The organism is Ruegeria sp. ABM4_193 (assembly GCF_056158705.1).
This window is the reverse complement of sequence record NZ_JBSWTT010000001.1, coordinates 1,189,851-1,210,440: the sequence shown is the minus strand read 5'-3', so window position 1 is coordinate 1,210,440 and position 20,590 is coordinate 1,189,851. Positions and strand designations below refer to the sequence as shown.

18 protein-coding genes and 1 tRNA gene are annotated in these 20,590 nt (G+C 55.1%); 10 read left to right on the top strand and 9 right to left on the bottom strand.

Annotated features, from left to right (window positions below; translation table 11 throughout):
• Window positions 1-9: 9 nt before the first annotated feature.
• Together ACXADZ_RS06040 and ACXADZ_RS06035 are read right to left on the bottom strand one after the other, a co-directional pair.
• A complete protein-coding gene (locus ACXADZ_RS06040) occupies window positions 10-780 on the bottom strand; it encodes an alpha/beta hydrolase (RefSeq protein ID WP_475193716.1) in 771 nt (256 codons plus the stop codon).
• 867 nt (window positions 781-1,647) lie between these two features.
• A complete protein-coding gene (locus ACXADZ_RS06035; protein ID WP_171090933.1) occupies window positions 1,648-2,322 on the bottom strand; it encodes a TIGR04283 family arsenosugar biosynthesis glycosyltransferase in 675 nt (224 codons plus the stop codon).
• Window positions 2,323-2,395: 73 nt separating this feature from the next.
• On the opposite strand from ACXADZ_RS06035, the gene ygfZ reads away from it, so the two are divergent.
• Together ygfZ and ACXADZ_RS06025 are read left to right on the top strand one after the other, a co-directional pair.
• A complete protein-coding gene (ygfZ, locus tag ACXADZ_RS06030) occupies window positions 2,396-3,133 on the top strand; it encodes a CAF17-like 4Fe-4S cluster assembly/insertion protein YgfZ (RefSeq protein ID WP_171090935.1) in 738 nt (245 codons plus the stop codon).
• Window positions 3,134-3,245: 112 nt separating this feature from the next.
• Window positions 3,246-4,187, top strand: coding sequence for an ABC transporter transmembrane domain-containing protein (locus tag ACXADZ_RS06025; protein ID WP_475193714.1), 942 nt, complete (start codon window positions 3,246-3,248; stop codon window positions 4,185-4,187).
• 53 nt (window positions 4,188-4,240) lie between these two features.
• On the opposite strand, the gene efp is transcribed toward ACXADZ_RS06025, so the two are convergent.
• Window positions 4,241-4,804 (bottom strand): elongation factor P, encoded by a 564-nt coding sequence (efp, locus tag ACXADZ_RS06020; protein ID WP_475193711.1) that lies wholly within the window; start codon window positions 4,802-4,804, stop codon window positions 4,241-4,243.
• A 218-nt stretch (window positions 4,805-5,022) separates the two neighbouring features.
• Between efp and ACXADZ_RS06015 the strand changes: the two genes are divergently transcribed.
• Window positions 5,023-5,343, top strand: a complete 321-nt coding sequence (locus ACXADZ_RS06015) for a DUF6280 family protein (protein WP_171090939.1) — start codon at window positions 5,023-5,025, stop codon at window positions 5,341-5,343.
• Between the two features lie 81 nt (window positions 5,344-5,424).
• Here ACXADZ_RS06015 and ACXADZ_RS06010 read toward each other — a convergent pair whose 3' ends face one another.
• Window positions 5,425-5,994 (bottom strand): cobalamin biosynthesis protein CobQ, encoded by a 570-nt coding sequence (locus ACXADZ_RS06010; protein ID WP_475193707.1) that lies wholly within the window; start codon window positions 5,992-5,994, stop codon window positions 5,425-5,427.
• Between the two features lie 62 nt (window positions 5,995-6,056).
• Between ACXADZ_RS06010 and ACXADZ_RS06005 the strand changes: the two genes are divergently transcribed.
• The gene (locus tag ACXADZ_RS06005) at window positions 6,057-7,514 is read left to right on the top strand and encodes a cobyric acid synthase (RefSeq protein ID WP_475193706.1); all 1,458 of its coding nucleotides are present in this window, start codon (window positions 6,057-6,059) and stop codon (window positions 7,512-7,514) included.
• A 3-nt stretch (window positions 7,515-7,517) separates the two neighbouring features.
• Here ACXADZ_RS06005 and ACXADZ_RS06000 read toward each other — a convergent pair whose 3' ends face one another.
• The 3 genes from ACXADZ_RS06000 to ACXADZ_RS05990 all read right to left on the bottom strand — a co-directional run bounded on the left by ACXADZ_RS06000 (window position 7,518) and on the right by ACXADZ_RS05990 (window position 10,529).
• The gene (locus ACXADZ_RS06000; protein WP_475193705.1) at window positions 7,518-8,288 is read right to left on the bottom strand and encodes a hypothetical protein; all 771 of its coding nucleotides are present in this window, start codon (window positions 8,286-8,288) and stop codon (window positions 7,518-7,520) included.
• 73 nt (window positions 8,289-8,361) lie between these two features.
• On the bottom strand, window positions 8,362-9,780 hold the full coding sequence (locus ACXADZ_RS05995; RefSeq protein ID WP_475193702.1) for a TolC family outer membrane protein: 1,419 nt from the start codon (window positions 9,778-9,780) through the stop codon (window positions 8,362-8,364).
• Between the two features lie 95 nt (window positions 9,781-9,875).
• Window positions 9,876-10,529, bottom strand: coding sequence for a protein-L-isoaspartate O-methyltransferase family protein (locus ACXADZ_RS05990; RefSeq protein WP_475193700.1), 654 nt, complete (start codon window positions 10,527-10,529; stop codon window positions 9,876-9,878).
• 226 nt (window positions 10,530-10,755) lie between these two features.
• Between ACXADZ_RS05990 and ACXADZ_RS05985 the strand changes: the two genes are divergently transcribed.
• Window positions 10,756-10,829 (top strand) — tRNA-Cys (locus tag ACXADZ_RS05985).
• A gap of 128 nt (window positions 10,830-10,957) precedes the next feature.
• Here the strand turns inward: ACXADZ_RS05985 and ACXADZ_RS05980 are convergent.
• Window positions 10,958-13,972: a UvrD-helicase domain-containing protein gene (locus tag ACXADZ_RS05980; protein WP_475198497.1), complete on the bottom strand. Its 3,015-nt coding sequence runs from the start codon at window positions 13,970-13,972 to the stop codon at window positions 10,958-10,960.
• Window positions 13,973-14,281: 309 nt separating this feature from the next.
• Window positions 14,282-14,806 (bottom strand): hypothetical protein, encoded by a 525-nt coding sequence (locus ACXADZ_RS05975; protein WP_475193697.1) that lies wholly within the window; start codon window positions 14,804-14,806, stop codon window positions 14,282-14,284.
• A gap of 455 nt (window positions 14,807-15,261) precedes the next feature.
• Here ACXADZ_RS05975 and ACXADZ_RS05970 point away from each other — a divergent pair, with 455 nt between their 5' ends.
• From ACXADZ_RS05970 to tnpB, 5 genes are all read left to right on the top strand, one after another.
• Window positions 15,262-18,219 (top strand): AAA family ATPase, encoded by a 2,958-nt coding sequence (locus ACXADZ_RS05970; RefSeq protein WP_475193695.1) that lies wholly within the window; start codon window positions 15,262-15,264, stop codon window positions 18,217-18,219.
• Between the two features lie 59 nt (window positions 18,220-18,278).
• A complete protein-coding gene (locus tag ACXADZ_RS05965) occupies window positions 18,279-19,481 on the top strand; it encodes an McrC family protein (RefSeq protein WP_475193692.1) in 1,203 nt (400 codons plus the stop codon).
• 120 nt (window positions 19,482-19,601) lie between these two features.
• Entirely contained in the window at window positions 19,602-19,730 is a 129-nt protein-coding gene (locus tag ACXADZ_RS05960) for a hypothetical protein (RefSeq protein WP_475193690.1), read from the top strand.
• A 125-nt stretch (window positions 19,731-19,855) separates the two neighbouring features.
• Window positions 19,856-20,236, top strand: a complete 381-nt coding sequence (tnpA, locus tag ACXADZ_RS05955; protein WP_475193688.1) for an IS66-like element accessory protein TnpA — start codon at window positions 19,856-19,858, stop codon at window positions 20,234-20,236.
• Window positions 20,233-20,580 (top strand): IS66 family insertion sequence element accessory protein TnpB, encoded by a 348-nt coding sequence (tnpB, locus tag ACXADZ_RS05950; RefSeq protein ID WP_475193686.1) that lies wholly within the window; start codon window positions 20,233-20,235, stop codon window positions 20,578-20,580. The genes tnpA and tnpB overlap by 4 nt, the downstream gene beginning before the upstream one ends.
• Window positions 20,581-20,590: the final 10 nt, after the last annotated feature.

Sequence of the window (20,590 nt, the reverse complement as noted above, 5' to 3'; positions counted from 1 at the left end):
AACCCGGATTCAAACCGGCTGCTGACCAAGCCAGCTTTCGATTTGCTCTGCCGGCCCCTGCCAGCCGGGCTCCATAAACAGAAAATGCGCGTGGTCCTGAACCAGCAAAAAGGTCCCACGTTCCCCGTACCGCTCTGCCAAGGCGCGGCAGGTATCGGGGTTAACCGCCCGGTCTTCTGCACCGGAAACGACTAGAACCGGGCAGTCGACCTTTTCGAAATCGACCTTTATCGCGTGATCGTCGTCGAACATCCAAAAGAACATTTCGAACATCACGCGCCCACTTTCGGCCCCCAGTTGATCGAACACAGCATGCTGTTGAGCCTCGTCCATTTTATTAAGCGCAAAAGGCGCCATCAGGTCGAATTCGACACGCATGGGCTGTTTCCAGAAGGCCCCACCTTCCATCAACGCCCGCGGCACGGCGCGTTCGTCGTCGGTTTCCGGCAAAGTGCCCCAGGGTGCATTGGGGTTAATCAACACAATAGCACTGGCCAAACCGCGTGAGGCCACCTGTTGCGCAACCACACCCGCGATGGCGTGACCCAGCAGAACCGGTTTGCTGCCCAGGCCCTGCACAAATTCAGCTATGTCATTGGTATAATCCAACACGCTGGTTTCCGTCAGACCGGGATCAGTGTCTGCTTTCGGATCACCGCCATGGTGACGCAAGGCTGGTGTATGTACGGTCCATCCCCGATCCCGAAAGAAAGTTGCGTAATCCTGCATGCACCAGGGTCCGGCAAACGCCCCATGAATCAGAACAATTTCTTTTGGCATCGAAATCTCCTGTGGCTCTGCAATCAGTATGAACATCCGGTAAGATGTTACAACAGCCCGTGATCCCTGTTGCAGGACGCAGGCCAGGTCCTAAGATCGGGACTATGAGCTTTGTAACCGACAACCAACTGCCCCTGCTGATCCTGTTTTTTGTGATAGGATCGATCGGTACGGCGTTTCTGTTCCGAAAACCAGCGGGGCATCGGGCGTGGAAACTGGCCGACTTGGTTTGGGTCGTTCTGGGCGGCATCGGGGCGTTGGTTGCGGTTATGGCCGGGCTTTACACTTCCGACAGCTCTCGGCTGGATCGTCAGATCGACGTGGCCTATGCGGCCACTCTGGCCTTTGATCGCGATGCGGCACGGTTTCGCCTGCGCTTTTGTGATCCGGCCTTTGACCCGGATACGGCTGTTTTATGCGACAAAGTCGAGTTCCTCTCGGCTTCAACCGCCAGCAATTCTGAACTGCCGTTGTTCATTGCCGTCACCGATGAGGTCGCCCCATTGCAGGGGCTGCATTTCCTGTTCGGGCGCCAAGCCAAAGATGACATGGATGAAATGCGCAGCGCTGCCGCGCAGGCTGACGCCTTCGATATCGACCAGTTTCTGGTCTTCACCTCGCTGGACGACGAAACGCAGACAGCTATCAACAACATGCGCCGGAAAGTACCGGCCATTGCTGGGGACTACCTGATCCTGGCCCAAAGCTATGATGACCTGATTGAACAGGTTGGTAAATTGAAAGACGAATGGGAATATTTGCAGGCCAACGCCCACATTCTGGTTCTGCAAATCGTAGCTTTGTGCCTTGTCAGCTTTGCAGCCCCGTTCCGGTTGGGGAAATCGCTGGTCGAGCTACGTACGACACTTATCGCCGATACGCCTGTGCCAACACCTGCGGATCCGTCCCCAGAAAGTAACGCAGCAGAGTCCACAGGTTCCGACTACCCCGCCGAATCCAGCCCGCCTGCTCATACCGCTCCGCGCTCGTAAAGGCCCGTGCATCCAGAAGTGTGATCCGGGGCAATCGACGCGCTAGGGCGACGTCTTCCATCAAGGGTTGGTCCGGAAAACCGCCTGCGGCATGGTAGACATCACGCGGCACCAAAAGCCCCTGATCCCCATATGGCAGCCCGAACACCCGGCTGCGCAGATTGGCCCAGCCCGAGACCCATCCCGGCGCAATACCCCGCGCTTTAAACGCCAATCGAAAGGCCGCAGGTCCGTTGCTGGATAGATGGGCGCTCACCGCCTCGCTCCAGCCGCTTTCCAATACAGTGTCAGCATGCAGGATCAGCAACCAATCTCCATTGGGCTCTGCGCACCCTCGGCGCAATTGCCCACCGCGTGACGGCGCGCCTGTGACAACCCTTGCTCCGGCCTCTTCCGCGATCTCCAGTGTCAGGTCGTCAGACCCGCCATCGCTGATGATCAGGTCCCGGATCAGCCCGGCATGCAGTCCCTCCATCAATGCGCCAAGGCACTCGGGCAAGGCATCGGCAGCGTTTAGGGTCGGAATAACAACAGAGATCGGGGCTGGCACGTCTGATACCCTCTGGTCTTGGCGGCGGATCTTCCTATATCACGAGGCCAAGGGAAATGACGAGGACCAAGCCATGCCCACCCGCCGCATCCTGCGCCTGACCGGCTCGGACACCGAAAGTTTTTTGCAGGACCTGATCACCAATGACATTCAGGGTTTGAATGACGGGCTGGTATATGCCGCGCTGTTGACGCCGCAAGGCAAGTATCTGGCGGACTTTTTCCTCAAGCGTGATGGCGATGGCATTCTGCTGGACGCGGCCGAGCACCTTGCCGATGATCTGATCAAACGTCTGAACATGTACAAACTGCGAGCAGACGTGGCCATCGAAAGCACCGATATGAACCTGCAGCGCGGAACCGGCTCCTCGCCCGAGAGTGCCCTGCCCGACCCGCGGCACCCTGACATGGGCTGGCGCATGTATTCTGCGGCACCCGAACAGGATGATGGCACAGATTTCGATGCACTGCGTGTGCAACACTGTATTCCTGAAGCGGGTACTGAGCTGACCCAGGACAGCTATATCCTCGAATCTGGGTTCGAAGCGCTGAATGGCGTGGATTTCAGAAAGGGTTGTTATGTAGGTCAGGAAGTGACCGCGCGCATGAAACACAAGACCGAATTGCGTAAGGGTCTGCGTAGGGTCTCTGTCGACGGCACCGCGCCCGTGGGGACCGAGATCACAGCTAATGGCAAACCGGCAGGCACCCTGTTCACTCAATCCGGGGGCCACGCGATTGCCTATCTGCGTTTTGACCGCGCAAGCGGTGAAATGCAGGCGGGCGAGGCCACGGTGAGACTGACCGACTAAGTACCGCTTGTTGCCTAATCAGCACGAACTCCACGTCGGCACATATCGCCAAGTTTGAACCTGTTCCTCAGCCCTGCCAAACTGAGGGAAACAGGTCAAACCGGATACACCCATGTTTCGACTATATTCCGCGATTTGGCGCGCCAGTGCCGGACGGCAGATCATCCTCATCGTGCTGTCCATCGCCATTGCGGCGCTTGCCGCCGTTCCGCTGGAGTTTCAGCGCGACATCGTCAACCACCTGACGGCAGATGATGTCGGCACTGAAAAGCTGATCCAATTGGGTATTGGTATGATGGCCGTTATCCTGCTGAGCCTTGGGCTGAAATGGATCCTTGGATACCGTGCTGGCACTTTGGGTGAAGACATGATCCGACTGATCCGGCAGCGCCTGCTATGGCGTTCAACCGATCTGAAGGAAACGGGCGAGGACCTACGCAAAGGCACCATGACCACGGCCATTTCCGCCGAGGCTGAAGAGTTGGGAAAGTTCGCGGGCGGCGCTTTCTCGGATCCGGTGGTTCAGATTGGAACGTTGATCAGCGTGATCGGCTATATTTCATCCACGCAACCGGGGCTTGGGCTGATCGCTTTTTCGATGATTGTGCCGCAGATCATCATCGTTCTGGTGTCGCAACGCAAAGTGAACACTTTCGTGGCAGAGCGCGTCCGCATCCTGCGCGGTGCCACAGACCGGCTGACGACCGAGGATATCGAAGCGGTCGAGCGGGACATCAACACCATGTTTGACGAAATTTACCACACACGGCGACGTATGTTCCTGTGGAAACTGTCGGCCAAATTCCTGCTGAGCGTGATCAATGGGGCCGGTACCGTCGGTATTCTGATGCTGGGCGGTTATCTGGTGTTACAGGGGAAAACGGATGTAGGCACCGTTGTGGCCGCCACCAGTGGCCTTAGCCGAATTCAGGGGCCGACCGCATTTCTGATCGCTTTTTATCGCCAGGTCAGCGCCAATCGCATCAAGTATGAACTAATGCTGGAACTGTTTGGCCCCGACCCAACACGGTATCGTTACCGCCGTAACGCGTAAAAAAAACCGCGCGGCGGGTGCCTGCGCGGTCTCTTTCGCAAAGTGACGGAACGTCACGCGCGTTCCGAGTATTCCATCGTTTCGGTGTTCACAACGATCATTTCGTCCTGACCGATGAAAGGAGGCACCATGACTTTCACGCCATTGTCCAGCACCGCAGGCTTGAACGAGTTTGCGGCGGTCTGGCCTTTGACGACCGGCTCGGTCTCGACAATTTGGCAGGTCACTTTCTGCGGCAGCGTCGCGTTCAGCGCCTCGCTTTCGTAGAATTCAACGACAATGGTCATGCCATCCTGAAGGAACGGGCGACGTTCGCCCAGCAAATCTGCCGGCAATTCAATCTGTTCGTAGGTTTCTGCATCCATGAACACCAGCGTCCCATCGGATTCGTACAGGAATTGCTGATCTTTCTGCTCAAGGCGAACACGCTCGACCTTGTCCGCGGACCGGAAGCGTTCATTGAGTTTTGAGCCATTGCGCAGGTTGCGCAGTTCGACCTGAGCAAACGCCCCACCCTTGCCCGGTTTTACGTGGTCAACCTTGACCGCTGCCCACAGGCCGTCGTTATGCTCAAGCACATTGCCGGGGCGAATTTCGTTCCCATTTATCTTGGGCATTACATAAATCCTTCACAAACGGTTGATGCATCAGTTGCGGTCCCTATATCTGGCGGGATCACACCTGACAAGACAACGACACCTAGTGCTGCACTTGCAGCAAGCCATGCAAGTGACGCAACGCAACTATGCATTTTAGCTGTATCCGAATCGTACCTAATAGGTCATAAGGACCCTCACGCCGAAAATGCAAGAGCAAGAACAACAAGGAAGACGAGATGAGAGATTTCGTTGACGGCACTGCCTTTAACAACGAGCAAGGCAATCGTGCGCGCAAACTTTTCGCGGCCGTTGTGTTGGCTGCACTCGATGACGCTATCGCCGATGACAAGAAATACGGCAATGGCCCCGAACAAATCGCCCGCTGGGCCCGTTCGCGCGATGGGCGCGAAGTTCTGTCCTGCGCGGGTATTGACCCGAACGAGCGGGTTGTCAGCGGACTGATGGAGTTCGTTGGTCGCGGTGTGCGGACCTCGGTCGCACTGTCCCGTGAAGAAAGCGAGCGCCGCAACGCCGCTCAGCACGCAGAAGCCGCCTGAACTTAAGCGAGTTCGCACAGAAAAAACGCGCTCTGTCCGACAGAGCGCGTTTTTCTATGCTCTACCTCGATGTCCAAAAGGCTAGAAAAATAACAGCCACTGCCGTGCCACCCAAACTTCGGCCAACAGCATGACGCCAAACATGGACTTGCCCCACACGGACAGACCGCGCTGCCACAGTGCGACATACGCAGCAAGACAAACTGCGGCAGAAACTGGAGCCACCCATAATGCGTGATGGCTGCTGTCCCAATAGCTGACCGGGCTGTGAAACACCCAATCGCTTAGCGGCCAGAATTGAGGTCGCCCGTCGCCTGCATGCAGCACAAAATCTGTCGCTAGGTGCAACAAACCTGCCGCTGCTCCGACAGCCACGGCGTGCCAGCCACGCCAAACTGACAGCAACAATGCAATCCCCCAAAGGATAAAGGAGTTGTCGATCGCAAAGACGGTTTGCCAGGCCTGCGAATAGTACAGTTGCCCGAAGACCACCTGTTCCGGAATGCCCAATACAAACAACGACACTCCCACCATGAGATACAGGGACAAATCCGGCAGCACTGCCCCCAGCATTGCAGCCAACAAGATACGGCCCTGCGGCGGTCGGGCAAAAGCGGCAGCCCCGATCAAAAGATGCGCTGGTGTGTTCATCCAGGTCTTTCCCTTCCCGCTCAAATCAAGTCATCTGCGCCTCGACATATAGGAGACAACCCATGGTTCGCGCCATCATGATTCAAGGCACTGGCAGCAATGTCGGAAAATCGGTTCTTGTGGCCGGGCTTGCGCGCGCCTTTACGCGCCGGGGTATGCGGGTTGCTCCGTTCAAGCCACAAAACATGTCAAACAATGCGGCCGTCACCGAAAACGGGGGCGAGATTGGCCGCGCGCAGGCGCTTCAGGCCCGTGCAGCGAAGCGGGCGACCCATACAGATATGAACCCCATTCTGCTGAAGCCCGAGACGGACACCGGTGCTCAGATCATCGTTCAAGGGCAGCGCGCGGGTACGATGAAGGCCGGGGACTACCGTAAAGATAAGTCCAAGCTGCTGGGGGCCGCGCTGGAAAGCTTTGACCGGCTTTGTGCGGATGCGGATCTGGTTCTGATCGAAGGTGCGGGCAGCCCCGCTGAAACCAATCTACGCAACGGTGACATCGCCAATATGGGTTTTGCCTGCGCCGCAGGTATTCCCGTGGTTCTGGTCGGCGACATTCATCGTGGCGGCGTGATCGCGCAAATCGTCGGCACTCAGGCTGTGCTGGACGGCGGCGATCTGGCGCAGATCCGGGGTTTTGCTGTCAACCGGTTCAAAGGGGACGTGTCTTTGTTCGACGAAGGGCGTGACGACATCGCCGCCCGTACTGGTTGGCCCTGCTTGGGTGTTGTGCCCTGGTTCCATGACGCGTGGAAATTGCCTGCTGAGGATATGATGGACATTCGCTCTCATACTGGCGGCACGTGCAAGGTGGTTGTGCCTCAGCTGGAACGGATGGCCAATTTTGACGACCTTGATCCGCTGTCCGCTGAACCAGACGTGAGTGTCGAGATCATCCCAGCCGGACGCCCCCTGCCCGGTGATGCCGATCTGGTTCTGCTGCCGGGCAGCAAATCCACCATCGGGGATCTGGCCTATTTTCGAGCGCAGGGTTGGGACATCGACCTTTACGGCCACGTGCGCCGCGGCGGGCATGTTCTGGGCCTGTGCGGCGGTTATCAAATGCTGGGTAAAACCATTTCCGACCCGGATGGGGTCGACGGCAGACCCGGCAAGGTCGAAGGCTTGGGGTTGCTGGATGTCGACACTGTGATGGGCGGACAAAAGCAAGTCATTCTACGCTCGGCCCATGCCCTGCCCGACCGCGATCCGGTCAGCGGGTATGAAATCCATATGGGACACACTGAAGGACCTGATTGTGACCGTGCATGGCTGGAGGTCGAAGGCAAACCAGAAGGTGCCGCCAGCGCCAACGGACGGATCAAGGGCAGCTATTTGCACGGTATCTTTTCGTCTGACACGTTCCGCGCGCGTTACCTTTCAACGCTGGGCGTGACCTCGGACGTCGCTTATGAGGATGGCGTCGAACAGGTTCTGGATGACTTGGCAGATCATTTGGAACGCCATATGAATCTTGATCTGCTGCTGAGCCTCTCCCAGCCCCCTAGGCGCAGCTAGGCGTTACTCCAGATCTTTTGCGGCTAGGGCACGTGCAATCTCGCGCCGGACCATCTTGCGCACATTCCGCGTGATCCGCTCGCCCATCGTGCCCTGCAGCTCTTGCCGGACAATTTCGGCGATCAAGGCGCGCAGATCCTCTTCATCCATGTCGATTCTTCTGTCATCGACGGCAGGCTCTGCGATCACCTCGGTCTCGACCCTCGGCGAACGGATGAACTCAGCTTGAACGTGTGCTTCGCTCTCATCGTCGGACGCGTCAGCTTGCTCAATGTCAATGGAACCAACGGCCTCGGCTGCGGCAAATTCTGCTTCTACGTTCCACGGCAAAGATTGCGACGGTGTGCCCGAGTAAGCATCTTCGCTGTCGCCATCCGGTTCCCATTGATCTTCTGTTTGTGCAATGGCCGCTTCCAGCGCTTCGATCTTAGCGCTTAAGCTGGTGGCAGCATCCGCAGACTGAGCAGGTTTAGGCGCATCGGCCGCGTCCTCTGCGGCGTTGGCCGGCTCGCCCGCTTGCACAATATCGCAGGCCCGCAGCAACATGGGTTTCGCCGAGTCGGACATCTTGAGGTCCGACTCGGTCTGGATGGGAACCCCATTGGTCTGCTTGGGCGTGCTGACACGCAAAGCATCCGTCAGAACCAGCCGCCCCGGCTTTCTCGATACAGGCTGTTGATCCGAGACGGATTTATCGCGGTTGTCTTCGCTTACCAGACGTTTGACCGAAGACAGAACGTCTTCGATCCCTGCTTTTACGACGTTATCAGTCATTGTTCTCTACCGCTCTATCCTTGGATCGAGTGTAGCCAAACAATCTCAACCTCACAACAAATAGTATGGTCGATCAGTCCCGACGCAATGCTTTGAGGACGCGATCCAGATCTTTGCTCTGTTTGCTGACCTGTGCCGGTGCCTTTTTGACCAAGTTGTAATACAAGGTTGGATCGTAAATCTGCACCGCCAAACCCAGACGTTCAGCCGTCAGCAGACCCTGAGCCTGCAACAACTGGTAAGCCGCGCGCGAGCGTTCAGTGCGTGAAGCAACTTCGGCCAATTGCGCATCCAGCAAGTCCTGCTGAGCGTTCAGCACATCCAGAGTTGTCCGCGCGCCCAGTGTTGCCTCTTCGCGAATCCCGTCAAACGCCACTTGCGAGGCACGAACCCGTTCAGTCGATGCCCTGAGGCTGGCGCTGGCCGCCTGGAACGCCGCATAACGATCAGTCACGCCCTGTGTGATGTTTTTTTGGACATTCAACAGGTTCGCGCGCGACGCATCCCGGGTCGCCATTGCGCGACGTATATTCGCAGCCAACCGACCACCAGCATAGATGGGCTGGTTGAAGTTCAACGAGATAGTCGCATCGTTGATATAATCATCGTTGTCATAGCTTTCTGTGACCCCCGCGTCAGCGTTCAGGCTGACGTTCGGTCCAAGATTGGCCCGCTGCTGCTGCACGATCAGATCAAATGCGCGCACCTGATGCTGCGCTGACAGAATCGCGGGATGGTTGCGCTGCGCCAGACTGACGGCCTCAGCCTCGGACCGCGGCAGGTTGGGCAGACTCGGCTGTCCCGCTGTACGCCCCGGTGCCTTCCCGACCGCGTTCACATATTCTGCCTGCGCGATGCTCAGCTCACCACGCGCGACCGCCAAATCCGCCTGCGAGCTTGCCAACTGCGCTTCGGACAAGGCAACGTCTGTACGCGTGACTTCGCCAACCTCGAAGCGATCATTCGATGCTCTGAGTTCTTCGGCCGAAACTTCGACGTTGTTCTGGCGGATCGCCACGGTTTCTTCCTGCAGCAACACGCCCAGGTAGGCATTTGCCGCACGGATCAGAACCTGTTGTTCGATGTCGATCAGAGTTTGCCGCGTCGACAACACGGTTTCCTGCGCAGATTGCTTGCCCAGAATCGAAGCCCCACCGTCATACAGAAGCTGACCCAGGGTCAGACCCGTAAAAAACCGCGACGGCTCATTGGTTGTGACCACATTGCTGGTCCGACTGCGGGTATAATCCTGGCTAACCTGCACCGTCCAGTTGATGATCGGCCGCAACGCCGACAACGCAATGGCCACATCTTCATCCGCAGCCCGCAAAAGTGCCCGGTTCTGCTCCAGCAAACCGCTTGTATTATACGCACCGATGAAGGCGTCTGTTATGTTATCAGCCCACGCTGCACGCCCTGGCATTACGCTCATGGCAAGCCCTGCGGTCACTGCGAATGCCTTGACCAGCCTGCCTGTCGCTGAACCACGCATACCGAAATCCTCTCAAAACGAAATTACACTGCCCTACAGGCAGTTTGCGGCCTTGTTTTCAACTAATCAAGGCGGAAGAAAAATCTATCGGCAGACTATAGCGAAAATGCACACTCAGCCGAAAAACTCTCCAAGACCGGCGCGCTGGCGTTAAATGCGTCGCGCCAGCTGACCTGACCGCCAGACTTTCGACCAACCCGCACCGTCCCCAAGTTGCCGTCGACAAACAAGCACGCGATTCGGCCATGTTCCTTGAGTTGATCCAGCAAACCTTCGGGGATTTGCTCGACACCGCCCTGCACCATGATCACGTCGTACGGGCCATGTTCGGCAACACCCTGCTCCAGCGGACCCACATGAATGATGGCATTATCAACATCTGCTTCGGCCAGAAGGCTTTGCGCCTCAGCCGCCAGTGCCTCGTTACTTTCCACACCAACGACCAACTGCGCCATGCGCGCGGCCACCGCCGTGGAATACCCCTTGGCCGGCGCGATATCGAGAACCATCTCATCATTCGAAATGTTCAACGCATCCAGCATCTTGGCCAGTGTCCGCGGCTCAATCATAGCGCGCCCCTCGCCCATATCGATCAGACCGTCGACATAGGCAGCTTCACGCTGAGCATCTGGAACAAAATTTTCGCGCGGCACGCTCAACATTGCTTCGATGATCGGGAATTTGGTGACATCAGAGGGTCGGACCTGTGTATCAACCATTGTGCGGCGCCGGGCTGCGAAATCTGTCATTGGATATCTCGTCTCATTCCCATGGATGTCCGGCTTGTGCCACATCCTGACCCGACCAGCAACGGCCCTGTTGCCGCAACCCAGCCAAGGTGTCGAAATAATCCGGCGCCAGCTCATGCGAAATTCATTCTTGTCTCCAAATTTGCACGCAATCCACTGGACGGCTTCCAGGAAAGCTGCTACAAACCCAAGCATACCACGGCAAGTATTTGATTTTACTTGAAAAGGCGAGTTGGCGGAGTGGTGACGCAGCGGATTGCAAATCCGTGTACACCGGTTCGATTCCGGTACTCGCCTCCACGAAAACCCCGTAAATAATTGTATTCATTAACTTCTTCAGAAGGGTATTCAAAATTTTTGCGCAACTACCCGCCCAAAACTCAAAGCCTTTTAGTTTATTGCAACCTTTTAGCCTGGGCGTTTATCGCTCATTCCTTTCGCACTCGGCCGTGTTTCGATCTCGGAAGATAGGCAGAAGACGGGTCAAATTCAGTGCGAACACGGAAAATCTCGTATGGGGCCGTGCGGATACCGATCGTGTAGCGTCCACCGGGTGCACGCCTCTTATCCCGCTTCAGCGACCATCCTCGAGACGAGACGTAGTCCACCAATCCCGCAACATTCCGGATTTTCCCGCTGTCGAGTAGCTCCTGCAAAGCGAGTTGATTGAGGTCATCGTTCGCCTTCGGAGATCTGACAACTTCCTTCACCGACCGAGTACGCCTTGACGGCTTTGGACTCTGCTTACCTTTACAGTCCGGATACTTAACGCATCCAAGGAACATGCCCCATTTACCCTTTCGCTCAACCAACCATCCATCAGAACACTCTGGACAAGCAGGAAAGGTGGCACCACAACTGCAGACTAGAGTTCCAGAATGGGCTTTGTCATCAATCGGAAGGTCTTTTCCGCACTCGTTGCATGGTCGAAGCATCTCGCCACAGAGCTTTCGGTGTTCACACTGAAAGTACGGTTTTCCCTTCTTTGACGTTTGCGAGAGCATTCTGCCCCCACATACGCCGCATCGGTGTTCGGAAATGCCCGCTTCACCGAGCTCGACCACTCCATAGTCGGGGTTTTCAACCAGCTCACGTGCAAAGACTGAAGGCCTTTGCCGATCTGCCAGAACCGTCACGGTTTTTCGTGCTCGCGTTAGAGCGACGTAAAACAACCGCCTTTCCTCGGCGTGGTCGTATTCCTCTGGCTTAGGAAGAACGAGATCCAACAAAGGATCATCCACAATCTCAGACGGGAAACCCATGCGGTCAGAAGCAGCTTTAAGTACCACCACATGGTCAGCCTCCAATCCTTTGGAGCGATGCACCGTCATGAACTTGAGAGAGAGGTTTGGATAACGCCTTTGCAGCTCAGGCAGCTCCTCTGGGCGCAGAAAGTTATAGCGGCCAAGCAAGAGAACCGATGTTTCGCTTTCATTGGTGACGGCTTCGATATCTTCAAGTGCAGACTTGAGCGCATCAATCTCCTGACCCCACCCGTAGTGTGCAACCCTAATCGCCGGGAGTTCGGATTTGCCTGCCGGAATAACCTGCTTTGTGATTTGCGACGGGTTCTGAAGAACGAATGTTCGAGCGGGTAAAGCGATTTTGTCGACGCTTCGAAATGTGCGCCCAAGATCAACCGAGCTGTGTACACCAGATGCCCCAGCGAAGACGCCGCCAAACTCTTCACCGAAGTCTCTCATCAGATGAATATCTGATCCAGTGAACCGATAAATTGACTGCCAGTCGTCTCCAACGGCAAAAACCCGCGCGTCCTGATGTTGCGATTTGAGGGCCTTCAGCAGGCTCGCTCTTCCTTCGGAAATATCCTGAAACTCATCCACCAGAAGGTGGCGGTAGCGGCTCTTGTACCGACCCGCTTTTACATGCTCAGTCGCCCGAACGATCATATCTTCAAAATCGATGCGGTCGCCCAATCGGTTTTGATACGCTTCAAGCACTGGTTCGAAGATTTTCAAGAACGCAACGCCGCGCGTTTTATCTCGGGATCTTTTTGCCCGGTCCAGACAGTTCGAAACGCTCGTCCCAGAACTCTTGAAGTGCCGAAGGAAGGTGCCTAGGACTTGCGTAAAGGCGTCTACCTGACCCATCTCAGTCAGTTGTTCGAAGACCTGCTCAGGTGGGATTGGGTTGGGGGTCGCGTAAGGCGCAATCTTCTCCTCCAGCGCCTCTGTCAGACGACCTTCAACACGTTCGTAGCTGAAGGTTTCGACCAGAGTTGTTTCATGTTCGGCGTGGACTTTTCGTTTCCACTCCATGCCTTCAAGATATTCTTTGCGATCGACGTGAGGTGCCGTTGTAAGCCTGGCTTCTCCGTTCGGTCCTTGGGACTTCCGAACGCCGAAATGCTCGATATAGACACCACTTTCGGCAAGTCGGAAGTCCGGTGTGTAGGCAGTCCTGTCGTTCTCTGGGAGATCGTGTTCGTAGTCAGGCTCATACTCGTAAGCAATGCCATTCAAGTAGAGCCAATTGGCGATTTCCCACTCTTCGAAGCTTTTTACCAGCTCGCCTTGGAGCGTCCGAAGCTCATGCGACTCAACGTACTGGTAATATTCATCTTTTGTCTCGAAGTCCCATTCGCTCTTGTAGGGCCAATAGAACTCCGAAAACCACTTCAGAAGTAGCGCTCCCAGCACCGGTAGCTTCGCAATGTCGTTGAAGAGAATGTCACGGAGAAGCACTGCAAATTGCTTGTCGTCGCTTGCATGTGCCGCTAACGCCGGAGCACCGCCCTCGACTTGCCGTATGATACTATTGCCAAGGGCGTGGAAGGTCAGCGCGTCTACTGTTGCCCCAGCCCTTTCTTCGATACGACTGGCCATTTCGGCCGCCGCATCTTTTCCGAACGCCATAAGCAAGATTTCATCGGGCTGTCGGATCCCACTTTGTATCAGATATGCCGCTTTGGCGACGATCACGCTCGTCTTGCCGGAACCCGCTCCAGCAAGAACAAGCGTAGCGTCTTCATCAGCAACAACTGCCAGTCGCTGCTCCGGCGTTAGTGGGTTTGACTCGATCGTGTTGAAGAAATCTTCGAATTGGCCGAGCTCGGCGTCAGTAAATGTCTTAATTGCGGCGTCGCGCAAACGCACTGGCTCTCTCTGAAACTCCCAAACTCGATCCAAGATTTTCTGCTGTTCAGATGACAAGACATCTTTGGGTATCTCGGCTGGCAGTTTCTCAACTACAGCATTTGCGCGCGCGAGAAATGGTTGGAGAAGGCACGCTGACGGATAACGTTTCGGCTGATCCAAACATCCAACCGCTTCGGCCAGAGCACGGAGTTCTCCGTCATAGCGGTCGACCTGCTCGACAAAGTGTCGCCGCCAAGCAGTGTTGGCCGATGTGACGAATTCAGCCGCAACTGACTTTTTGAAGCCAGCAGCTTTGACCTCCTCGCCGCCCCTGATAGTTACCATCACTGACGACTTGCCCAAGATCTTAGTTACTTGCAGGGGGTGCGTAATGTCAGTGAACGAAAATTGTCTGGGCGCTCGAGAAAGTAGTATTACCCCAGAATTCGAAAGCGCAATTCCTCTGTATCGGTGCCCCAGAAGACCCAATACCAGGCCGGCAAGCCAGCTTCGCACTATCTCTTTCCGCTTTTTTGGTTCCATAGTGCGCAATCGCCCCGGTTCTTAATCACCAATTTTCTACAGCAAAATCAGACGGTAGTAAGGCAGCAACCTAAGCGCAGATGCGCTCCCACAGGCACCGATGCGCCAGCGCTAAGCGCGGCGATAGCCCCGGATTGCCCATTCACCGCGACCAACGTTGGCGAAAAGATCAGTCCCACGATAGTTGGCGGAGTCAGACGAGTGATCTTCCAGCGTCCTTCTAATAGTCGCATCAAGCGTCTTTGGAACTGAGCGCCCAGCGTTCCGGCGGGTATACTCTACTTCCCTATAGATCGAATGCAGGGTGGCACTGCCTCCGAGTCTACGAATTGCTTCGAACACGTCATCTACCCAGCGAATCTTTCCCATTGGAGTCTCCCTCTCAAATGCTTGACCAAGAGTCTTTTCAGAGCCTTTTACCTCCAACGACTCGGAAGCATCGGTTGGTTGTGAGAGAGCCTTGGAGCTCGGATGTGTTCCTTGCGACTCCGCTGCCAGATTTTTTGCTTCAGAGTCTTTGATCAACATATAGTCTGGCAATACTCTAGAAAGTATTTCATTTTCGGACTCTTCACCGTCTGCACGCAGCGCCCAGATCAAGGCGAATACGCTGGTTTCGACTTCAATACTGCGCATTGGGAACTCCCTTTGTAGCGGTTCGGCATATGTAGTGAGCCGCATGACTCACGTCAAGAGGTAAAAATTTACAAACCCCCTAATTGGTTTGATTGACTTGCGCTTCCTGCATTATCCGTCGCCGCAATTCCCATCACCCACAATCACAGCTTGTGCACGGCTCTCCCGAAGCGCCCAAATGTTAACTTGAACCGCAATACACAGTTTTTTAGCCACAGGCGCAACTACCAGCCGCACCAAACCCGGTAAACACTGCAAACCCGGGCAACCCCACCCCATTGACGGCGTACGGCGCTTACGGTGGGCGAGCTATCCCTGGTTCGAACGAGTTGGCGAACAGAGCTGGGCCTTGGTGGCGTCATCGCAAAATGGGTTCGGCACAATCTACTATCATGCCGCGTTTGGTTCGTTATAGTTGTCACAAATTGCAGTAAAATGGAAATTTGTGATTAAAAATGGCGACTTGGACGGGATATGAAACAACACCGGCGGTTCTTGCTCAGGCAGACGCATGGAAATCCAGGTGCCTGCAGGGCAGTGGCAGCGTTTTTTCAGATCAGGCACTTTGGACCACCGAAAATTTTGCTGAGCTAAGGACACATTTTGTCGATAACCCAATTTTGGGTGATCAGAAATTCTATGAAAAACTGGCCCTTCAACTAGAAGGCGCAAGACCGGAAGTTGCTAAGCTCGCAGCTGAGGCGTTGTGGTTGTTGCTTGTGTTCGTCGGCGATAGCTACTTTGGTGCCGCAACCAAGACGGAACGCATTCGAGAGGTCTGGGAGCTTTCGGGTGACCAGCTCCCTAAGACTGCGGCCCTTAATGCAGACGCATTGGCTGGTGTCGCCAACCCAGGGACTGCATTTCTCACGAAGATTCCCGATGAGTACGGATTTCTTATTGAGTTGCTTGTTGCTTGGAAACAGGTGCCGGCCGAGAACCGTGAGGCATTGCTAGATGACGCGCCCTGGGAGCTATGTGAATGGGTCGCAAGCAACGATGGCAGTGTGGTTAGAGCTTTTCGCCACATGTTTTTGTATTATTGCTACCCGTCATATTTCGAAAGGATCTGCAGCAGAAGTCACAAAAAGCAACTGTACGGCTCTTTTGCTGAAATCCTTGACCCAGATCAAGACTTCTTCAAAGTCGGCAAAACACCATGCAATTTGGATAAAACCATTCTCTCAATCCGCAAGAAACTGGAAGCAGAGTACGGCACAACAGAGATCGATTTTTATGACAAGAAGTTAAGGGAGAGATGGGGGAAAGAGGACAAAGATCCAAAAAAACGCAAGACCGGTGCCGGTAGTGAGCAACCCGCCGCGGGACCCAACATTTGGATTGAGAAGACGATCGTCAAAAGCAGACCTGATCGTCAGTCAGGGGAACACCGTCTTGGCGTGGCACTTTGGTCGCCACAACGCGCCAAAAACGGTGGTGACTTCTATTCAAGTATGCGATTGGTGGCACCTGGTGATATCGTTCTGCACCTGACAGACAACCTCGGTTTCACAGGCAAGTCCGTAGTTGCTGAGGAGGTGAATGATCAGTTTGTCGGCCTTCCGGACACCGATTGGGCAGGCCAACCTGGCTATCGTGTCCAACTATGTGAATTCGAACCTCTGGACCCAGAACTAGCGCGCGATGTGTTCTTCAAGGACGCGGAAATCGGACCAGAAATGCGCGCCCTCTTGGAGACCGAAGACGGCCACGGTCTGTTCTACAATCGGAAACTCGAATTGAATCAAGGTGCGTATTTATCCAACGCGCCTCAGTCTTTGGTGACCCTGCTCAATAAGGCGTATCAGAAGACCGCAGGGAGAAAGCTGGTTGATTTGCCCGATGTGACCACCCCCTTCGAACGCCGAAAGACGAGCACAATGCAGGCCAAACCTCTCAATACGATCTTCTACGGACCCCCGGGAACTGGGAAGACGTATGTCACTGCAAGGCGTGCCGTAGAAATCTGTGATGACCTGGCTCCCACTGAAAATGGGGAGCTACGGGAACGTTATGACCAGCTCGTAAAACAAAAGCGGGTCGAATTCGTTACTTTTCACCAGACGTATGGGTACGAAGAGTTTGTTGAAGGGCTACGACCAGAAACAGGAGAAAGCGACGACGAGACCTCGAGCGCAGGTTTTCGACTTCAACCCGTGGAAGGTGTGCTCAAAAGGATCGCCGACAGAGCAAGAAAACTACCGAGCACGACTGCAGAAACTTTTGATCCTTCAGGGCGGAAGGTCTTCAAAGTTTCACTCGGGCGCAGCAATAACCCCGAAGACGATTATTTGCGCGATGAGTGTCTAGAGAATGGATATGTCCTCTTGGGTTATGGAGGCGAAATTGACTGGTCAGGTCCGCAGTTTGATAGCTACGAAGCGATAGCAAATCGATGGCGGGAGGAGCCTGGGCAAGAAGACACTGACGGGCGCCATGGCAACATCGTCTTCACGTCACGGATTCGCGTTGCAATGCAGGCCGGCGACGTCGTTCTGGCCAGTCGAGGAAACCGTCGGATACAGGCGGTAGGTATTGTATCAGGACCTTATGAGTATGTTCCTCGCGACATAGATGAATACCACCATCGACGCCCAGTTAAGTGGCTCTGGAAAGATGAAACGGATGACGGCATTGCCGTCGAGGATATTTATTCAAAGAACTTCACCCAGCACTCGATCTATCAGCTCTATAACAATCAGATTAACTGGGACGCTTTGGTGCCTTATGTCCAAGAAAAGAGATCGGCCGCTCCACCGCCACCTCATGTTTTAATTATCGACGAAATAAACCGCGCTAACATTTCCAAGGTTATGGGTGAGCTCATAACGCTTTTGGAAGAGGACAAGAGATCCGGCGCACAAAACGAAATCTCTGTGACTCTGCCGCACTCGGGCGAGGCATTCACGCTGCCGCCAAACCTTCACATCATTGGAACAATGAATACGGCTGATAGGTCAATTGCTCTGCTCGACACGGCCCTGAGACGGCGCTTTCAATTCGTAGAAATGCCACCGAAGCCCAATGTCCTCAAAGAGATTGACGGCGTTGATGTCGCCTCTGTGCTCGAAAGCATCAATTCCCGTTTGGAGTGGTTCCTTGGAACGGACCAACTGATTGGTCACGCGTGGTTGATGGGCGCAACCACTCTCCCTGAACTCGATACAGTCATGTCGAATAAAATAGTGCCTCTTCTGCGCGAATACTTCCATGAGGACCTTGACCGTGTTCGGGCCGTGCTTGGTGGTGGAGATAGGTTCTTGAGGCGTGAAAAGATCCCGACGCCACCCGGAATCGATGACTATGGCGAGGAGCGCTGGAAGTTTGTGGATCGCTACTTAAGCGAAGGTTCATACGGGCTATCGGCATATGCGGAAGCCATTGCTGGTGCGGAACCGGTCGATTCTGAATGACGGCTCTAGGATCCAAACCACTACCAACCATTACTCGGCGCGAATGGCAGGAACTGCGCGTGGAGGATGGCGACCTTCGCGAGTCTCAAGCCAACATGTTACACGGTCTTGCTGTACAAGCTTCACGTCAACTAAGGCTCCCAGAAACTGGCGTGCTTACCAGAACCCATCATGGTTTGAGAGCCCAGCAGGTCACGGGAATTCTGTCGATCCCAGGCCTTACTGTTGAAATACTCCCCAAGATTGAAGGCGACGACGGGGCCGTTCGCAGCGCATTAATCCGCATGCTTGCTGTCGCCTATGACTTACGGGTTTCGGAGGGTGAATTGTCGTCTCTGCAAACCCAAAGACACGACTTGCTTGAGCTGCTTATCCGTCTTTTCTGTGAGAGATTACTCGCAGCGGTTAAACGTGGTTTGTCGCGGCAATACCTAGAGCGAGAGGACGACCTCCCCGTGTTCCGCGGCAGTCTACTCGTAAAGCGCCAGTTGACGGTGCACGCAGCGCGCCCCGACCGTCTCGCGTGCAGGTTTGACGAACTAAGTGAAAATACTCCTATCAACCGGGTTCTGAAGGCGGCGGTGCTCCGGCTATCGAAACTTGCTCGAACTTCGAAAAACCTTAGGCGGCTGGATGAGCTGGTAAGCCGACTTGAGCATGCAAGTACCAGCGCTAGACCGCTTGCAGAGCCGGTTTGCTTGGACCGAACAAACACCGCATTCCATAGCGTGTATGGTCTCGCAAAGATATTTTTGTCAGGTGATTGGCAGAGTACCGTCTCTGGTGGACCGTCTGGGTTCTCCCTTCTTTTCCCGATGAACGACCTGTTCGAGAAGTTTATTGGGAGAAGCTTAAAGCGCGCTTTGTCACCATTGCCTGTGCAACTCCAAGATCGCAGGCATTATGCTTTGAGGCACCTTCCAGGGGGAGCTGGGTCATTTTCACTCAGACCTGATGTGGTCATCGAGACCGAACGTGGACCCGTGATCCTCGATACGAAGTGGAAGCGTCTTGATACTGAAGACGTAAGAAATCGCAACGTTTCACAATCCGACGTTTATCAGATGCTGGCTTACGCCCATGCCTACGATGCCGGCCGGCTTATCCTACTTTACCCATGGGACAGCCACCTAGGCAAACCGGGGTTATTGAAGGAATGGAATGTGGCCGGTACGAAGCGCCTGCTACAAGCGGTTTGCGTAGACGTTGGTCGTCCGCATCAGGTGCTCAATCAGCTTCGCCTGTTGTTCCCGGAGTACTAAGCCGATTGCCCGGTTCGAAGATTTTCTGTGAATGGAGAAAACGCCTGATTTAAAGCCGGTGACCCCGCGAAAATAGTGCTTATTGAAAGAGGCCTGTTGTAATCACAGGAGGCCAGAAAAATGGCACAAACATCAAAGGCGTCGACCCATAACGGTCAGGGCGCGCTGGTCGATGAGAGATTTTACACATACCAAGGCGAGCAGTCTGTTGTCACCCCTGCGTCCGGGATTTGCCGGACTGCATCATGATCGTGCGCGTTGATGGGCAACTGATCTTTGAGGACAAAGGTAAGCGTCCGTTGAACCTGACCTAACGCGAACCAATTGCGGAGGCTAAGTGTCCACCATCGATAGTGGACACTATGAGGCACTCTATGAGCAAGCGGAAGAAGCGGTTTTGGTCGGATGAAGAGAAGCGCGAGATTTGCGCGCAGGCAATGACGCCGGGGATGTCGGTGGCACAGGTTGCGCGGCGGTATGCGGTGAATGCGAACCTTATTTTCCAATGGCTGAAGGACCCGCGCTTTACACCAGAGTCTGCGGCGCCTGAACAGGAAGCAACATTTCCGCCGATTGAGATCGCGGCTGATGTTGCCCTCGACCCAGCGCCAATCGACGTGCCACTGCCACCTCTATCTGCCCCTCTGTCGGCCAGCCGTGTCGACATTACTTTGTCAGATGGTCGGCGCATTCTGGTCGAGGGGCCGACAGCGCTGACCTCCTTGGTCAGCCTGGTACACGGTCTGACAGCTTGATCCCGGTACCAAGCAACACGCGCGTCTGGCTTGCTGCTGGCTTCACGGACATGCGGCGTGGGGTTAACACCTTGGCCGGGCAGGCTGAGAAGGCGTTGAAATTGGACCCGTATTCCGGCCATCTGTTTGTGTTCCGAGGGCGGCGTGGTGATCTGCTCAAGATCAACTGGTGGGATCAACAGGGCACGTGCCTGTTCAGCAAGCGGCTGGAGAAAGGCCGCTTTGTTTGGCCGGCCGCCAAAGACGGCAAGGTCAGCGTAACCGCCGCGCAGTTGTCGATGCTGCTGGAAGGGATCGATCGGCGGATGCCACAAAAGACGTGGCGACCTTTGAAGGCTGGATAAGGTAACAAAT

What these genes read in the sequence shown, in the direction of transcription:
- ACXADZ_RS05995 (WP_475193702.1), bottom strand. Translation starts at nt 9,780, where the DNA reads ATGCGTGGTTCAGCGACAGGCAGGCTGGTCAAGGCATTCGCAGTGACC.
- ACXADZ_RS06025 (WP_475193714.1), top strand. Translation starts at nt 3,246, where the DNA reads ATGTTTCGACTATATTCCGCGATTTGGCGCGCCAGTGCCGGACGGCAG.
- ACXADZ_RS06000 (WP_475193705.1), bottom strand. Translation starts at nt 8,288, where the DNA reads ATGACTGATAACGTCGTAAAAGCAGGGATCGAAGACGTTCTGTCTTCG.
- ACXADZ_RS06040 (WP_475193716.1), bottom strand. Translation starts at nt 780, where the DNA reads ATGCCAAAAGAAATTGTTCTGATTCATGGGGCGTTTGCCGGACCCTGG.
- ACXADZ_RS05960 (WP_475193690.1), top strand. Translation starts at nt 19,602, where the DNA reads ATGGCACAAACATCAAAGGCGTCGACCCATAACGGTCAGGGCGCGCTG.
- ygfZ (WP_171090935.1), top strand. Translation starts at nt 2,396, where the DNA reads ATGCCCACCCGCCGCATCCTGCGCCTGACCGGCTCGGACACCGAAAGT.
- ACXADZ_RS06015 (WP_171090939.1), top strand. Translation starts at nt 5,023, where the DNA reads ATGAGAGATTTCGTTGACGGCACTGCCTTTAACAACGAGCAAGGCAAT.
- ACXADZ_RS05975 (WP_475193697.1), bottom strand. Translation starts at nt 14,806, where the DNA reads ATGCGCAGTATTGAAGTCGAAACCAGCGTATTCGCCTTGATCTGGGCG.
- ACXADZ_RS06005 (WP_475193706.1), top strand. Translation starts at nt 6,057, where the DNA reads ATGGTTCGCGCCATCATGATTCAAGGCACTGGCAGCAATGTCGGAAAA.
- ACXADZ_RS05990 (WP_475193700.1), bottom strand. Translation starts at nt 10,529, where the DNA reads ATGACAGATTTCGCAGCCCGGCGCCGCACAATGGTTGATACACAGGTC.
- ACXADZ_RS05980 (WP_475198497.1), bottom strand. Translation starts at nt 13,972, where the DNA reads ATGGTAACTATCAGGGGCGGCGAGGAGGTCAAAGCTGCTGGCTTCAAA.
- ACXADZ_RS05970 (WP_475193695.1), top strand. Translation starts at nt 15,262, where the DNA reads ATGGCGACTTGGACGGGATATGAAACAACACCGGCGGTTCTTGCTCAG.
- ACXADZ_RS06010 (WP_475193707.1), bottom strand. Translation starts at nt 5,994, where the DNA reads ATGAACACACCAGCGCATCTTTTGATCGGGGCTGCCGCTTTTGCCCGA.
- efp (WP_475193711.1), bottom strand. Translation starts at nt 4,804, where the DNA reads ATGCCCAAGATAAATGGGAACGAAATTCGCCCCGGCAATGTGCTTGAG.
- tnpA (WP_475193688.1), top strand. Translation starts at nt 19,856, where the DNA reads ATGAGCAAGCGGAAGAAGCGGTTTTGGTCGGATGAAGAGAAGCGCGAG.